A 16,085-nucleotide genomic window follows, 5' to 3' on the forward strand; every position below is an offset into this window, starting at 1 on the left:
CGGTAAAAGGGGGTTAGACGGTCTCGCCCTTGGGGGCGGCGACGAAGAGGCTGACGATGAACGCGGCGGCGGTGATGGCCACCGAGATCCAAAGGGCGGTGGCGTACCCGGCGGCGGTGGCCTGGGCGGCGAACGGTGCCACGAGGACGACGCCGAGGCTCGCCCCGATGCCGAAGGAGGCACCATTGATGCCGGGCAGGGCGGCCGGGGCTTCCTTGGGTGAGAGCAGCACCGAGAGCCCATTGATGGCGGTGAGGAAGAAGCCGTTGTAGAAGATGCCCAGGGCCGCGACGGCGATCAGCACCGCCGCCTGGTTGTCCGAGAAGGTGGCGGCGGCGATGGCGCAGGCCAGGCTGAGCCCCGTGCCGAACCGGAGGGTCTTGATCCAGCCGCGGCGGTCGGCCAGCCAGCCCGCCAAAGGCGCGGCAAACACGCCAATTAAAGCGGCGGGGGTGAGGAACAGCAGTGCTGAGATGGAGGCGGTGAGGCCGAAGCCGCCGTCGGGGTCCTGGCTGAGCAGCACCACGGTGAAGTTGATGATGGCGAAGATGCCGGCCAGGGTGAGGACGGTGGTGGCGATGACCGGCCACACCTGGCGGGAGCGCAGGTGGTGGACTGTGATCAGCGGGTGGCTGCGGCGTTTCTCGATGATCCAGAAGGCGGCGAAGGACGCGATGGTGCCGGCGAGCAGGGCCAGGGTGGACGGTGCGGTCCAGCCTGCGGCCGAGCCGCCGGAGACGAAGTAGGTGGTGAACACCAGGAACAGCGAGAGGGAGCCGGCACCCCACCAGTCCATGGCGCCGCGTACGCCCTGCGGCCGTCCGGCCGGGACGATTTTGATGATGCAGGCGGCGGCGATGGCGGTGAGGACGAGCACGACGACGAAGATGGACCGGAAGCCGAGGGTCTCGGCCATGAGCCCGCCCACGTAGCCGTCCACGCCGCCCACTCCCCCGTTGATGGCGGCGATGATGCCCACGGAGGTGCCGAAGACTTTGGCGTGCAGGTTTTCGCTGAGCACGATGTAGGCGAGGGCGAAGACGGCGCTGGAGACGCCCTGCAGGAACCGGCCGGTGACCAGCAGCGGCAGGGTGGGGGCGGTGATGCAGAGGATGGTGCCGGCGCCCATGATCCCGAGGACCAGGAGCAGGGCGGCGCGGCGGCCGATAAAGTCGCTCCACCGGCCGATCACGGGCCCGGCGATGGCGCCGGCCAGGAAGAACATGGACTGGACGGGCGCGGCGCTGTCGGCACCCTGGCCGAATTCGGCGGCGATCTGCGGCAGTGCGGGGGTCACCATGCTGGCGTTGAGCTGGAAGGACAGCACGCCCAGCAGCAGGGTGGAGATCAGCAAGGCGGCGCGGCGGCCGGCGAATTGCGTTTCTTTGGGAAGTACGACGGCGGAGGCGGCTTCCGCGGAAGGCGCGGCGGCCGCCGGGGTTGGGGTGTTCACATTAAACGCCTTTGTTCTGCAGGCGGGTCCTGCGCTTGGGATGTGAGTTGTTATACAACCACGTATGACGCACAAGTACAACCATGGTCTACACTATTTCTCAATCCGGCCGCTTCCGGCCCCTCCCCCGTTAGGACTTCCCATGAGCAATCGACCTTCTGCCGTCACCGTTGTCGGCAGCATCAACCTGGACCTCATCGCCACCGCCGATCGGCTGCCCACCGCGGGTGAAACCATCGGCGGCGCGGTGCTGTCCGAGCAGCCCGGCGGCAAGGGCGCGAACCAGGCCGCGGCAGCCGCACGGCTGGGCGGCAGTGCCCGGATGGTCGGCGCCCTCGGCAGTGACGTGAACGGGCAGCGGATGCTGGACGCGCTCTCGGCTGCCGGTGTTGATACTTCTGACGTGGCCGTCCTGCCGGAGCCGACCGGGACGGCGCTGATCGTGGTGGACCGCGACGGCGAGAACCAGATCGTGGTGTCTCCGGGCGCGAATTCGAGCCTGTCGCTGGGCGGCGTGGAGTTCGACCCGGACGAGACGGTGCTGTGCCAGCTGGAGGTCGGCCTGGCCGTGGTGGTGGAGGCCGCCCGGCGGCACACTGGACACTTCGTGCTGAACGCGGCGCCGGCAATGGACCTGCCGGCGGAGTTGCTGGAGCGCTGCGACCTGGTGATCGTCAACGAAAGCGAGTACGACCTGATCCCCGCCCTTGCGGAGGCGAGGCTGGTGGCGGTGACGTACGGCGGGGACGGGTCGGCGATGTTCGAGCACGGCCGGAAGGTGGCCGAGGCGCCGTCGGCCGCGGTGACGGTGGCGAACACCGTGGGGGCGGGTGACGCGTTCTGCGCCGCCCTGGTCCTGGCGCTGCGGCACGGGTTGGACTACGAGCGGGGGCTGGCTGTCGCGAATGCTGTGGGCGGGGACGCGGTGGGCGATCCGTCCTCGCAGCCGGATTTGGCACAGCTGGGCTACTACGTTGAGCGGACCGCCGCCGCGGAGAACGCGCGGTGAGTGTCGGGTTCAGGCGGGCGGCGCCATCGGACTTTCCTGAGGTCCGGCGCATCACCCGCGACGCCTACCTTCGTGCCGGTCACTTCGCAGCGGACCATCCGTACATGAGCGTACTGGAGGACGTGGAGCACCGCGCCGAGCATGCGCAGGTGTGGGTGGCGGAGGCTGCCGGGCGGGTGGTGGCAGCGGTGACGCTGACGTTCGCCGGCCAGCCGTACAGCGAGATCGCCGCGGACGGCGAGCTGGAGTTCCGGATGCTGGCCGTCGATCCCGCGCACCAGGGCGGCGGCGTGGGCCGGGCGGTGGTTGGTGGAATCGTGGAGCACGCCCGCGAGCTGCCCGGCATCGGGGCGATCAGCATCACCAGCGCCACGTTCATGGAACGGGCGCACGGGCTGTATCAGTCCCTGGGCTTCCGCCGCGCGCCGAAGCGGGACTGGTACGTGCCCGGCGAGGACGTGCTGTTGTGGGTGTTTCGGCTGGAGTTGTAGGGGTGCACTTCCTCCGCCCCTGGAACCAATATGTCGTTTTCCTTGTGCTCGTGCTGTCATCAATCAACACCGGCGTTCAGCGTTGAATTACACCGTAAGGGCAGTTGGGTCGATTAACGTGATGACAATAATGGATATGGCCATGAGCCCGAACGATGGGAGTCCCACGACCCAGTTACGATGCCCGCGGACGATCGGAACCAATCGGTCAACGTGCCCTGGGCAGAGTCCGTCAAGCTCCGGCCCTCATGGAAAACCTCCCCGTGGACGTGAAAGACAGCGTCGAATTCTTCAAGCTCTAGTCGCGAAGCCACCGTGCGGCGGGTAGTTCAGTCAGCCATAACATTGGCCGAAACCGAAATCGGAACAACATGGTGCCTCGCACCATGTTTGTTCCGAGCCGAGCGAAGCTGTGGACTTACCCCCGTCGGACCCGATGGGTTCTTTAGGCAGTAGGTCCGGAACGATAACCCGCCAATCCTGATCACGTGCTCGTTAACAGGGCTGGTTGAGCAGCTAAAGGTCGAAGATGTCGTCAATGAGGTCCTCTATGAAGGCGGACGAGATCGACCCGTCAGGTCCGTCCGTGGTTACTATGAGTTTGCCATCCGGGTCCTCCTCAGCGCCAAGGCCGCGCGTATGGATCCCGTGGGAGATATACCATTCTCGTTTCTTCTCCCATTTCCTTTTGTAGGAAGAGTTATTGAGCATGCCTAGATGTTCCCAGTAGTAGGTATCGCCTGTGTCCGGATCCTCGATCGTGAAGTCCGGAAGCCGGGTCGTGCCATCTCGTGTCAGTTCTTGCTCGTAGGTGAAGCCGATTCCTTTGGAGTACAGCAGGTCAGCGATAATCACCTCGGACTTGGATCGAACATGGACTCCATTCCTAGCTCGGTGGATAAGCCCCTTTTCCATAAAGCGCCCGTCGATCTCGACAACGTTGGGATTACTGAAAAGATTGGTGAGACGGGCAGCGGTCTGCGAGTACTTGGGCGAGGAGTACCCGCGCAGCTCGCTTAGATCCCCCTGCAACAACAGCACCACCCGATTCTGGTGCCTGGTGAGAGCAGTGTAGAGGAGCTCTCTAGTGAGCAGCCTGCACGGGCTGGGTATAACGACGAACGTAGTGCCGAACTCGCTGCCCTGGGATTTATGAACGGTGAGGGCGTAGGCGAGCTCGAGGAACGGGCTTCCCTCGTCGTCCCCTAGCTCCGACCGCCAGAATTTGTAAGCCACTCCCGGCTGCGTGGAAAATTCGACCTCCCACTGGTTAAGCGAGATTTTGGAACCGATTTTTTTGAATGGGCCCACGACGACCCCGATCTCCCCATTCGCGACGTAGGCAAGCGCGTCGTCATTCTCGGGCCAGAAACGAGTCCTTGCCTTATTGCGGACGTTGATGACTTTATCCCCATAAACAATCTCCTGCGGCCCAACCGGCTTGGGAATCTTGCGCTTCCACACGACGGGTTCTTGCGCCAAATTGCGCATGGATGCGCGGTAAGTGTGCTGTATCAAACGGTTCAGCTCATTGACGCCACCGACTACGCTACGGACCGGTGAGAGAATCTGCCAAGCCTCCACCAGTCCAGCACTCCCACGGTTGAAGTACACGTGCTGACCACTGACGTTGCCGCCATACGACGCCTGGAACCCCAGCTGATCGTCACAATCTGACATCTGCTCGAGAGAGGCCGCAAGTTCGGTCTTCAGGAGTTGGTGCAGCTGCGCTGAGGTGGACCACTGGCGGACCGCGAGGGTGCCCAGATCAGAGTGACGATTGAGCTCGTCCCAGACGCTGTCAGCTCCAGGCGGAACACCAACGCCTGAAAACCAATCGGCTAGGACTAGGTCGGGTCGTTCGGAATTGGCGGCTCCTGTAAAAAGTTGACGTCGCCTGACCGTAAGTTCGGCGATTGACGGGCCGACAAGGGGGAAACCTGCTACGCCTCCTTCGGCCCGTATGTGTTCTACGATGTCCACGAATGGCCGACCGACGCCGATAGGCGGAAGCTGGCGAGGATCACCAACAAGGATCAGGCGTTTGTGGCCTTCAAGACCGTCCAGCAAAGCGTCTAATTGCTCCTCCGTAAGCATTGAGCACTCATCGACAATGACGGTTGAGAAACCACTACGTCGCGGTTCGTCGGATCGCTGGTATCGCCCGGTGTCAGGGCTGTACCGTCCCGACGGGACCAGTAGTTGCGCCAGTGTCTGCGCAGGTATCCCGATTGCCGATTGCATGCGCACCCGGGCTTTGCCAGTCGGGGCAAGGAGAAGAACACCTTCTTCCGCGACTTGAGGTAATGAACACAGGGCGCGCAAGAGGGTCGTCTTGCCGGTGCCAGCAGGCCCGACCAGGACCGAGAGCCTCGATTGGGCCAACGTCTCCAGCGCCGCAGCCTTTTCGATGCGTGCTTGGCTCTCGTCAGGGTCGTCTAAAGCCGACGTTCTCAACAGGGCACCAATCACGTCCTCCCAGTTGGCTGTTACAGGCAAGGGTTTCGCCTTCATACGTTTGCGGACCAGTGTCGAGATCCTGTCCCGTGCGTGGTGAAGCCGTAGTAATTGGTAGGCGGGCTGCCCATCGGCCATCGAAGCTTGTTGAATTTCGGCAGCAAATTTCCCTTCGGCTACGGCGATGATGTCATTCGTCAGCGGACAAGGTGGGTCAAGAGGTTCATCTCTGACGGCCTGCACGAGTTTGTTTTGAGACATGAGGGAATGCCCTTCCTGGGCTGCCCGCTCGAGCAAGCCGACGCAGATAGCGCGCACGCGACGTTCGTCCAGGGCGTCATCGATGCGGCTGCGTACCGGAAGTGGAAAGCTATTGCGAAGGGTCTCGATGGGGAAAACGCCCCGATCGATAATGGGAAGCGCTGTGGGATCCGGCCGAAAACGGTCGGCCTCAAAGAAGCGGTAGGGGTTTTCAATCAACTCGTCATCGCTGACCTCGACGCCTGCCTTAATTCGTTCGGTTTCAACGAACATCCGCGTGGCTTGTTCGATCGTGAAATCGAATCGGGAGATCAACGTGAGCAGTTCGCGCCGGGGTTGCTTCAGGGCTGCCCACGTCTTACATAGCATTGGCCCCGGCTTGGGTCTTAGGTCAGGAAAGTCTGATGGGTTGCGGAAAATACGATCGACGACGTCCCACGGGTTGTCGTCAGTGTTGGACGTCATACCGCGAATCGCATAAGCAAGCAGAACCCCTTGTGTTATGCCGAACGCAGTCAGTGCCGATCCAAGGCCAGGAAAAGCGCCCCGGGCCTCCCAGGCCTCGGCGATACGTTCGCTCAGCCATGCACGGACGCGGTCCCAGTCGCCGGGAACTACGGCGGAGAATTTCTCTACGCTTTCAGTCAACAGGAGTAGAAGGCTCAGCGCGGCATCGTGGCTGACGTGCTCTGTGGCATAAGAGAATTGGCTAGTTAGTTCCTCCGGAACCATCACTACATAGTCGCCGGGATCTAAATCCCTATCCTCCGCTAGTTCCAGCAGTTGGTGGTACGGCAACAGGAATCCGTCCTCCATCGTTGGTCGGATTGAGTGCTGGATCGGGGTTTCCCAGGTAACTGATCCGAAACCGCTTCCACGATTTCCGTAAGGTCGGCTCCTGGATTTTCCTGTTACCCGCCCGACACCGACGAGAACCCGCCTAGGATCATCTGACAGCGGGGTGTCTTTGGCATAGATGAACACCAAGGAGGCGCCGGGCTCAACGGCCGAGAAGAACGCGTCCAGCATCGCGCGCTGATTCTGCTCGTGCTGAATCCAAGCGGGATCCTTCAGCTTGGCTTCTCGATCAATTTCTTCTTCGAGCCGGTGTTCGTAGGCGAGTCCGTGGGTTTGAGACAGACTGTCAGCGTTCTCTCGCAACATCCACCGAAATGGGACACAATCTGCGGAGTAAGCAGGTAGATCAAGCGAGACCGGCTCGAACTTCCGATAGACGTCGTTCCAGTCGGAGTAGGGATGAGCCTTCACTATCCGACGCGGCACCGGTGACATGAATCCCGCCCGTTCAAGGTGGCACGGCGGCAGCTCATCATCAGCCAGCTCCGCCCAGGGTCTGCCTGCCATCGCAACTTCGAGCCTGTCATTGCGGTCCTCAGCAATGCGCGTCAGACGTATACAGGAACCGTTTTCGATAGGGTTTGCGCATATGGACCCGTTCCAGCCTGAGTCATGCCAGGGTACACGGAAGGAAAGATGTCTGTATGGCAGTGCCCGTGCTGTCACTGATTCCTTCTCTCGATCTGGTTCCGCTTTGAGGTGCTTGGACAAGGTTAGCGTTGCCTGTGCGACATATCTCTGATTTGAAGCCACCTAAACGAACCGACAATCCGCTTTCGTACTGGTGGCGCCCCGGCATCCTGTTCAACCTCATAGCCGCACCCTCGATGCACCGAACTTTTAGCCAACACCCAGCTGCGAGCGGACCCTCCATAGCCCTATCAGAGAGCAGTTTGTTCTCAAGGTACTGCGTGAAGTCCACCCAAGAGCGAGAGCACGACGCGGCACGCGAGCCTTCACTTATGCCTAGCCCCCGTACAGGCGGGGAAAGCTTCGACGGCGGCGTCCTGTCGGAGTATTCCGGCAGCAAACGGCCAAACATGCAGCGGTGGCGGCACGGCTGGGCGCCAGCGCCCGTTTGCTCGGTGCCGTGGGCACGAAAACTTATGCTGAACGCCCTTGCGGGTGTCCAGCTCTATTCCGGTCGCTCGAATTGCCGTTGAGACAATCCCGTCTGTTGCGTTACCTGAGCACGCCACCGTTGTACGGTCATAAAATGCACGTATGACCGACGAACCCAAGAAGCACCGCTTCCTGACCATCGCGCAGGCGGCAGAAGAGCTCAATGTAAATCAGAACCAGATCCGGGCGCTGCTTCGGACCGGGAAGCTTCGCGGGATCCAGGTCGGCGGACGTGGCATGTGGCGAATCGCGTCCAACGACATTGAAGACTTTATCGCCGAGGCTTATCGGCGGACCGCCGCACGTATAGTAGCGGGCGACTTTGAAAATGAGGAGGAACTGGACACGCCCGTGAGCATGTAGATGGACGACTAGAACGACACGCAGTTGTACCTCGGGCGTAGGGCTCGGGTAGCCACTTACGCAAAAAGCCGGCCTCCCTCAGCCGCAGCTACGAGTTCAGCGTTTCACCGGATGCGAACAGCTCCGCCTGCTCCAAAACCAATTCGATCGCCTTCGCCTCGACGTCCGGGGGGTAGTCGTAGCGAGCAAGCAAACGGCGGACCTTGGACCGCATGGCCGCACGCACTGAATCCTTGAGGTTCCAGTCAATCGTGGCAGACTCACGCACAGTCGTCACCAGCTTCCGCGCAATGTCTTTGAGTACCTCGTCACCGAGCTGGAGAACTGCCGAATCGCTCTGCAAAATGGCGTCGTAGAAGGCCACCTCGTCCTCACGGAGTCCGAGGTCGACGTGGCGCTTCTGTTCCTCACGCACCTGCTTCGCGAGAGTGATCAGCTCCGCGATGATCTCTGCCGTGGTGAGCGACCGGTTGGTATAGCGGTTAATGGCCTCGTCTAACAGCTCGGAAAACTTTCGGGCTTGCACGAGATTCGTGCGACGCACTGTTCGGATTTGATCGTTGAGTAGGCGGCGAAGAAGCCCCATCTGCAGGTTGGGCTTTTCCTTATCGGCGAGGGAGTCAAGGAACGCATCCGAAAGAATAGATAGCTCCGGCGTCTCGACCCCCGCGAGCCTGTAGATGTCGACGACCTGATCCGCAGCGACCGCTTCGTTCAGCAACTGGCCAAGCGCTGTGTCAATCTCGACTGCACCGGACCCGCCTCGTCCTGAGTCGGGGTTCTGAATCTTTAGAATTGCTGCGCGTACATCCGTGAAGAGCCGCACGTCGTTACGGACTACGGCAGCCTCGTCGCGGGCACCCGCTAAGGCGAAGGCCTTGGCAAGTGCCAGCACTTGATTATTGAAGCGGCTCGTCCGGTCGGGATCGACCATAACGAAGTCGAGCACCTTCGCGTACTCAGCGAGACGCTGGGACGCGGAGAGACCAGGCGAGGAGTCGTACTGAACGCCGTGCAGCAAGCCGCGCACAATGTCGTGCTTCTCCAGCATCACCGACACCATCTCGTGAATCGGCACACCGGCTTGATCGCGGTCTGACGGCGAGTACTCGGCAAGTGCTGCCTGAAGGTTTGCAAAGACCCCTATGTAGTCGACTACGAGGCCGCCAGGCTTGTCCCGGAAGGTGCGGTTCACACGGGCGATGGCCTGCATCAGGCCCGCACCTCGCATTGTCTTGTCAACGTACATCGTGTGCAGCGATGGGGCGTCGAAACCGGTCAACCACATGTCCCGCACTATCATAAGCTCCAGCTCATTGTCGGGGTTCTTGGCACGGAGTTTGAGGTCCTTACGGACATCTTTCGAGTGGATATGTGGCTGGAATTCAGCAGGGTCGGAGGCAGACCCAGTCATGACGACCTTGATCTTGCCGCTTGCCGGGTCGTCCGAATGCCAGTCCGGGCGCAATGCCACGATCTTCTCGTAAAGCTTCACCGCGATGCGGCGGCTCATCACCACGATCATGCCTTTGCCCAATAGCGCTGCACGGCGCTTTTCCCAGTGGTCCACGATGTCGTGAGCGACCAAGTCAAGACGTGAGTCCGCACCGACGATGGCTTCCAGGCGCGACCAACGCGACTTAGCTGCCGTAGCAGCATCTTCCTCGACGGTCTCAGTGATCGCTTCGGCCAATTCGTCAAGCGCCTCGAGATCTTGATCAGAAAGGTCAATCTTGGCAAGCCGCGATTCGTAGAAGATCTTCACCGTCGCGCCATCCTTGACAGCGCGGGTTAGGTCGTACACGTCAACGTAGTCGCCGAACACTGAGCTCGTGCTCTTGTCATTTGACTCAATCGGGGTACCGGTGAATCCAAGGTAGGTCGCAGAGGGTAGGGCATCGCGCAGGTGTTTCGCCATGCCAGCCTTCAGCCTGCCATGCCGGTCGAGCTTCTCACTGAAGCCGTACTGAGATCGATGCGCCTCATCCGCCACTACAACGATGTTGCGGCGGTCAGTCAGCATCGGATCGACATCGCCATCTTCCCCAGGCACGAATTTTTGCAGCGTCGTGAAGACTATTCCTCCTGAGGCGCGCTTCAACTTCGCACGAAGATGGGTACGCGTTGCCGCCTGCACAGGTTTCTCTGGAAGGATTCGCGCGGGCGCGAAGGTCTCGCCGAAGAGCTGGTCGTCTAGGTCGTTGCGGTCAGTGATGAACACCAAGGTTGGATTCGTCATGCGCAGATCTCGCATTATCTTCGCGGCGTAGAACAACATTTCGAAGCTCTTACCAGAACCTTGAGTGTGCCAAACCACGCCACCGCGGCGATCACCGTCCGGACGCGATGCGCGCACGGTCGACTCAACGGCTGCGTTCACCGCCCAGTACTGGTGATACTTTGCCACACGCTTCAGCAGAACACGCGTCGGCTGACCTGTCGTTTTGTCTGTTGCGGTTTCGTCGCTGAAAACCACGAAGTTCCGCAGGATATCAAGGAACCGCTTCGGCTCGAAAACACCCTTTATAAGTATTTCCAGGGCAGGAAGACTCCCGACAATCTCGGGCCCCCCGATCGTCTTCCATGGCGCAAAATGCTCGAAGCCGCCGGTGTACGAGCTCATCGATGCAGAAGTACCGTCGGCGAGGATGGTAACAGCATTGGGCACGAACACCGACGGAATGTTTTGCCGGTAAGTCTGTACCTGATTCCAGGCCGACTTTAAGGTGGCATGCTCAGCAGCCGGGTTCTTCAGCTCGAACAGTGCGAGCGGCATGCCATTTACCATCACGAGCACATCGGGGCGTCGGCTCTTCCCGTTTTCCATGATCGTAAACTGATTGACCGCTGCCCAGTCGTTGTTCCATGGTTTCTCAAAATCCACGAGCCACACCCGTGAGGTGCGCAGCGTTCCGTCCGCCGCACGGCTCTCCACCGGCAAGCCCTCGGTGATGATCTTGTGAAGGCGATAGTTCTCATCAATCGGACTCTGCGATTCAGCTCGCTGCATGCGCTTCAACGCTTCGTCAGCGACGGCCGCCGTGATCTCGGGATTGATCCGCCGAATGGCATCCTGCAGTCGTCCCCACAGGAAGACATCCTCGTAAGAGTTGCGCTCTGCGGCAGGTTCGCCCGGCGCAATGTCCGGGCCATGAAGCCGCTGAAAGCCAAGTTCTGCGAAGTACTCGAGTGTCGCGAGCTCAATGATGTTCTCTCTGAAAGAGCTCACACAGATTCCCTCTCTGCAGAGGCCAGGTCAAGTGACTCGCGTAGAACCTCCTGCACCTTTCGCATAACGTCCTTTGTTTGGTCCGTCTTTGCGGCCGCTCTTGACACATCGCTCATAATCCGCGAAGTAAAAGTTGTCCTCTGCTGCCAATCGAGCGGGAGATTAGTCTCGGCATCGGCCAGTCGCCGTTCGAGCTCCTCTATAAAGCTTGGATCTGCGCCATCTCGTATAGGCTCCATTGCTCGACGCCAGTTGAATGTTGAGTCACTAGTGAGCCCCCTTGCGGGTCGCACCTCGCTCGAACCAAGCAAACGATCTCGAAAGGCGAAATCCGATGATTGAATGCCGCTACGAGCGGAGGCCGACAGGATAAGTCCTTCTACATCCACGGCGGCAGGAATAGTAGCCCCGTCAAGAACCAAAGCAGCTTCGAACTTCGATCGTCTTAAATTCAGCCCAGTGCTGGCGTCCAGATGATTCGCTACAACTTCGTAAGAAAACCGAGAGTCCGAGAGATCAACCTCGCCGCTCGCGCCAGACAGGTTGAGCAGCGGGCCTGATGACAGATTTCTAAGTGTAAGCTTCGAAAACGCAGCATCCGCGAGAGAGAGCGAGGTCTGCTCGCCGTTCACGCCGAACGCTGTACTCAGGGCCGTAGAACCTATGCGGATCTCTCCTTGTACGTTCGCTGCATCCAGCGTTACATCGCATTCGAACTCTTCAAAGGCGAGTGAGAAATCCCCTCCAGCCCGAAGGTCAGAACACTTCAAGTCAAGATCCAGCAACTCGCCGGAAAATACGATAGATCCACCTACGGCTGCCGCTGAAAGGTCAATCTCATCTCGAAGTTCAGCCTCCCGCTGTTCATGGGACTTCGTCCACTCAACGGACAAATCGCCGTCACAGGTCAAACCTGCAAGCTGGGGCACCTCATCGCTCGCCCGTCTCGAGAGTGTCAAGTCACCGAGGATGCGCGCCTCGCGGAAGTCAAGCACGGAGAGTCCCCTAACTTCCGTTAGATCTACATCTCCAAGAACTGCACCGCGGAAATCACCAGCCCGGACATCCCATCGACCTTCTAATTCGGAGAGACGCCTGATCACCTCGCTCGTAATTAGACGAACTTCTTCACGAACACCATAGGAACTTCCCGCTTCATCATCGAACGAATGATTCTCCCGCAGTCCTCGAAGATGCGAGACGAGCACATCGAGACATCGCTGCACTCCGCGTTTCCACTCATCACCAAGCGCGAGAATCAGGTGCGCACCCGCGATTCTCGAGATCGCATGGTTCGAAGCAAGCAACTCAACGCCCTTGGCGAAGCGCTCTATAAGTGCCACTTCCAGATCGCTCCGGTGTTTATCATCTGCCCGTGAATCACCGCGAGCGTCAATTTTCCCCTTCTCCTCGGCCACGAGGTGAGCCCTCAGCCGCAGAACGGCATAGGCCGCAGTGAGACCACCAGCAACCAACGTCGCTGCAACCAAGACCGGGTTGGATACGTTGGCAGTGGCCGGGAGCTTGAAGTCGGGAGCATCGAAAGCGAGCAGCATCAGGAGAGAATAAATCGAGATGAGGCCAAGCAGTACAGCCAGGACAAGCCAGAGCAGCGGCGCGCGCAGCAGCCATGGCTCCTCTGACTTCCTCCGCGCGGCAACCATTGCCGCAATGGCAACGAACAATAACGAGCAGATGGCGCCTAATGCTGCGACTGCTCCAGTTACCGGCATCAGGCGCGTACTTCTACTGGGAGGCCAATGCGCCTGGAAACCAGTTCAGGAAGAAGCGTGTCGCGAACGGCTTCAAGTCGCGTAATCTCAGCCTCAAGTTGCTGGGCCCTTTCCTCAATTGCATACAGGTCGACAGACAGACCATTAAGCTTTCCACCCGGAATGTAGACCGGGAGCGACCCCAGCCGAGCGGGGCTGAGCTCAGTCTGCCCGGTACTGCCTGTGGCAAAGTCCTCGATATCCGCCTGGCGACCGAACAATGCGTAGGCCAGGATGACTGGCTCAACTTGGCTGGGATCGGGCTTAACTACCGAAACGTGACTATCGACGAAAATGTCGCCGCTATGCCAGCGAGCAAGCCGACCTAGTGTACCGGTCCCCGTAGAGTTCACCAAGATGTCGCCACTCCCGGCACGTTTCGTGACGGGCACATCGCGCGCTTGCATCTGACGAGCCGGTCCGAGCGAAACCCATCCGTCCCGGATACACTTCTGGTTGATCACGAGAGGAGCCAGCGGCTCCCCATCAGCGTATTTGGGTGTCACGCCACGAGTTATCGAGATCGTCAGGTCGTCCAAGACCTTCGTATGGCTCTCGTGTTCGACAGCTTGCTGGAACCTTGCGCGTCCAAGCTCACGCAGCAGCGCGCGCAGACGCCGGTTCGACTCAATCTTGTCGTCGAGGGCGCCTAGCGTCCCGGCGATATCGCGCTGCTCCTCGATCGACGGCAGGTCGATCTTAAATCGCGCCAATGAGTCGTGTTGGACGCGTTGCCGTCCAGAACTGCCATTCATTGAACTGATTGCGTGCTCGCGCACTTCCGGTGACGTGAAGACGTAGTAGGCGAAGGTGCTGTCCGAAACTCCTTCACGTCCACGAATCACGATGAATTCAGTCGAGCCAAACGCTGGGAGACCCTCGGCTTCTGGACTGGCACGGTAGATGGAGGTCTTACCGTTCTCGAGCGACGGCGTAATTCTCGCCATCAAGACGTCGCCATCCATGAACTTCATCCCGCCCGAGTAAGGCTTCGTACACGCCGCCCTCACATCGCGTGTGAAAGGCGCAAGAGACGCCATATCGACGAAGGGCGCCGCAATTGTCCTTCGCAGGGCCACCGGGGGATTCATTAGAAAGGCATCCTGAATCGACATCACTGTCACGCCTGTATACCCCCTAGACGTTCGCGCACGACCTTCTCGAATGCCTTGCCACGATCGAACTCGTCAAATAGTTCATTCGTTAGGCGCTCAATTTTTTCGTCGATCGGCTCGTCGTCGGCTTCCACTTTCCCGGCACCAACATATCGGCCAGGCGTAAGTACGAAGTCTTGTCGTCTGATCTCCTCCAATGACGCCGCCCTAACGAACCCGGGTACGTCCTCATAACCGCCCTCATGGTTACGCCAGGCATGGTAGGCGCCGGCGATCTTCTGTATGTCGCCTTCGGGGCCATCTGTCAGTTCACGCAGCCTTCGGTTCACCATCGAGCCCAGCTTGCGCGCATCTATGAAAAGCACTTCGCCTTCACGTCTGCGGTAACCGTTGCCATGGCGGTCCTTTGAGACAAACCAGAGCGAGACGGGGATACCTGTGTTGAAGAAGAGCTTGTCGGGCAAGGCGACAATGCAGTCGACGAGATCAGCCTCAACGACCTTGCGACGGATTTCGTCCTCGCCGCCGGTCTTGGAGCTCAGCGAGCCGTTGGCGAGCACGAAACCCGCTGTGCCTTTCGGCGCGAGATGATGGATGAAGTGCTGCACCCAGGCGAAGTTGGCATTGCCCTGGGGTGGGGTGCCGTACTTCCATCTGGGATCGTCCGCAAGCTTCGGATCCCACCAATCGGACACATTGAACGGCGGATTGGCGATGATGAAATCGGCCCGTAGATCCTGATGTAGATCCGAAAGGAACGAGTCTGCGGACCGCACGCCAAGGTCGGCTTCGATGCCCCGCAGGGCGAGGTTCATCTTGGCAAGCTTCCAGGTGGTATCGGTGAACTCCTGTCCGTAAACGGAGAGATCGGTTCGCTTGCCACCATGGGCCTTCACGAAGTCGGCTGACTGCACAAACATGCCGCCCGAGCCACAGGCAGGGTCGTAGACACGACCCTTGTAGGGTTCGAGCATCTCAACGAGTAGTTTAACCACCCATCGAGGAGTGTAGAAGGCTCCGGCGTCTTTGCCCGTTTCCTTACCCGCAAACTGGCCGAGGAAGTACTCGTAGACCCGGCCGAGTACATCGTCAGCTCCGTGGTCGTCTGTCGTCGTGAAGCCGATCGAGCCTATCAGGTCGACCAACTCACCGAGGCGGCGCTTGTCGAGGCCGTCGCGGCCGTAGTTACGGGGCAGCACACCGCGGATTGAGGGATTCTCCTTCTCGATCAAGTCCATCGCCTGATCGATATGCTCGCCAACATGGGGCAGCTTTGCTATGGACTGGATGTAGCCCCAGCGAGCAAACTCAGGCACCCAAAAGACGTTGTGACTAGCATACTCGTCCCGATCCTCCAGGAAAGATACAAGCCGCTCGGGTTTGATGCCGTCGGCGGTCAGCTCGGCTTCAAGGGCCTGCCGGCGCTCTTCAAACCGGTCGGAGATGTACTTGAGGAATACGAGCCCAAGCACCACATGCTTGTACTCGCTTGGCTCCTGATTCCCGCGCAGCTTATCGGCAGCTTCCCACAGGGTCTGCTCTAGCGACTTTGTGCGTTTCGGTTTCGGTGTGGGTCCCACCATATGCGTTTTTCTCCTCCGCGCCTGAGCGCGATTTCATTCCTACGTAATCTTGTCCGACGATATAAGCGGCCGCTGGAATTACCGCAATGCCGCGCCGCTGGCCCCGGGTGATGCTCGACTCGCGCTAAGCAGAACGACTCACCAGACACTGAGACATACGCCCTTTTCGTATGTTATGCGATCTCGTTCAACAGCGATGGCAACATTTGCGCGAGGCGTGCATCTTCCTGGAACCTGGTCCAGGTCAGCGGGCCTGGTTGCGAAATCATCTCGGTTGGCGCCTCGGGGGGAGCTGGCGTACGCTGCGGGGTTCCGAATCGGGATCTTCCCGCTGGGCGCGAACGAGCGTCGGCGCCTGTTCTGCAGGTGCCA

The 16,085-nt window shown here is 59.9% G+C and carries 9 protein-coding genes; 3 read left to right on the forward strand and 6 right to left on the reverse strand.

What is annotated here, in order from left to right; translation table 11 throughout:
- Positions 1-13: 13 nt before the first annotated feature.
- Complete coding sequence (locus G6R19_RS12480) at positions 14-1,453, reverse strand: MFS transporter (protein ID WP_163165398.1); 1,440 nt, start codon at positions 1,451-1,453, stop codon at positions 14-16.
- A 142-nt stretch (positions 1,454-1,595) separates the two neighbouring features.
- Here G6R19_RS12480 and G6R19_RS12485 point away from each other — a divergent pair, with 142 nt between their 5' ends.
- Both G6R19_RS12485 and G6R19_RS12490 read left to right on the forward strand, forming a co-directional pair.
- A complete protein-coding gene (locus G6R19_RS12485) occupies positions 1,596-2,462 on the forward strand; it encodes a ribokinase (RefSeq protein ID WP_163165400.1) in 867 nt (288 codons plus the stop codon).
- Positions 2,459-2,953 carry a GNAT family N-acetyltransferase gene (locus tag G6R19_RS12490; protein ID WP_163165402.1) on the forward strand — a complete coding sequence of 165 codons (495 nt, stop codon included), beginning with the start codon at positions 2,459-2,461 and terminating at the stop codon, positions 2,951-2,953. The genes G6R19_RS12485 and G6R19_RS12490 overlap by 4 nt, the downstream gene beginning before the upstream one ends.
- A 516-nt stretch (positions 2,954-3,469) precedes the next feature.
- Here G6R19_RS12490 and G6R19_RS12495 read toward each other — a convergent pair.
- Positions 3,470-7,036, reverse strand: coding sequence for an AAA family ATPase (locus tag G6R19_RS12495; RefSeq protein WP_163165404.1), 3,567 nt, complete (start codon positions 7,034-7,036; stop codon positions 3,470-3,472).
- 717 nt (positions 7,037-7,753) lie between these two features.
- On the opposite strand from G6R19_RS12495, the gene G6R19_RS12500 reads away from it, so the two are divergent.
- The gene (locus tag G6R19_RS12500; RefSeq protein WP_163165406.1) at positions 7,754-8,014 is read left to right on the forward strand and encodes a helix-turn-helix domain-containing protein; all 261 of its coding nucleotides are present in this window, start codon (positions 7,754-7,756) and stop codon (positions 8,012-8,014) included.
- A gap of 88 nt (positions 8,015-8,102) precedes the next feature.
- Here the strand turns inward: G6R19_RS12500 and G6R19_RS12505 are convergent, their stop codons facing one another.
- The 4 genes from G6R19_RS12505 to G6R19_RS12520 form a co-directional block, all read right to left on the reverse strand.
- Positions 8,103-11,243, reverse strand: a complete 3,141-nt coding sequence (locus tag G6R19_RS12505; RefSeq protein ID WP_163165408.1) for a type I restriction endonuclease subunit R — start codon at positions 11,241-11,243, stop codon at positions 8,103-8,105.
- On the reverse strand, positions 11,240-12,976 hold the full coding sequence (locus tag G6R19_RS12510) for a hypothetical protein (RefSeq protein ID WP_163165410.1): 1,737 nt from the start codon (positions 12,974-12,976) through the stop codon (positions 11,240-11,242). The genes G6R19_RS12505 and G6R19_RS12510 overlap by 4 nt, the downstream gene beginning before the upstream one ends.
- Positions 12,976-13,989: a restriction endonuclease subunit S gene (locus tag G6R19_RS12515; RefSeq protein ID WP_163165412.1), complete on the reverse strand. Its 1,014-nt coding sequence runs from the start codon at positions 13,987-13,989 to the stop codon at positions 12,976-12,978. The genes G6R19_RS12510 and G6R19_RS12515 overlap by 1 nt, the downstream gene beginning before the upstream one ends.
- Positions 13,990-14,135: 146 nt before the next feature.
- Positions 14,136-15,713: a class I SAM-dependent DNA methyltransferase gene (locus G6R19_RS12520; RefSeq protein WP_163165414.1), complete on the reverse strand. Its 1,578-nt coding sequence runs from the start codon at positions 15,711-15,713 to the stop codon at positions 14,136-14,138.
- Between the last annotated feature and the right edge of the window lie 372 nt (positions 15,714-16,085).

This window comes from Arthrobacter sp. Alg241-R88, assembly GCF_900537115.1.
Taxonomy (GTDB): Bacteria; Actinomycetota; Actinomycetes; order Actinomycetales; family Micrococcaceae; genus Arthrobacter.

What these genes read in the sequence shown, in the direction of transcription:
- G6R19_RS12500 (WP_163165406.1), top strand. Translation starts at nt 7,754, where the DNA reads ATGACCGACGAACCCAAGAAGCACCGCTTCCTGACCATCGCGCAGGCG.
- G6R19_RS12485 (WP_163165400.1), top strand. Translation starts at nt 1,596, where the DNA reads ATGAGCAATCGACCTTCTGCCGTCACCGTTGTCGGCAGCATCAACCTG.
- G6R19_RS12510 (WP_163165410.1), bottom strand. Translation starts at nt 12,976, where the DNA reads ATGCCGGTAACTGGAGCAGTCGCAGCATTAGGCGCCATCTGCTCGTTA.
- G6R19_RS12515 (WP_163165412.1), bottom strand. Translation starts at nt 13,989, where the DNA reads ATGAAGTTCATGGATGGCGACGTCTTGATGGCGAGAATTACGCCGTCG.
- G6R19_RS12520 (WP_163165414.1), bottom strand. Translation starts at nt 15,713, where the DNA reads ATGGTGGGACCCACACCGAAACCGAAACGCACAAAGTCGCTAGAGCAG.
- G6R19_RS12495 (WP_163165404.1), bottom strand. Translation starts at nt 7,036, where the DNA reads ATGGCAGGCAGACCCTGGGCGGAGCTGGCTGATGATGAGCTGCCGCCG.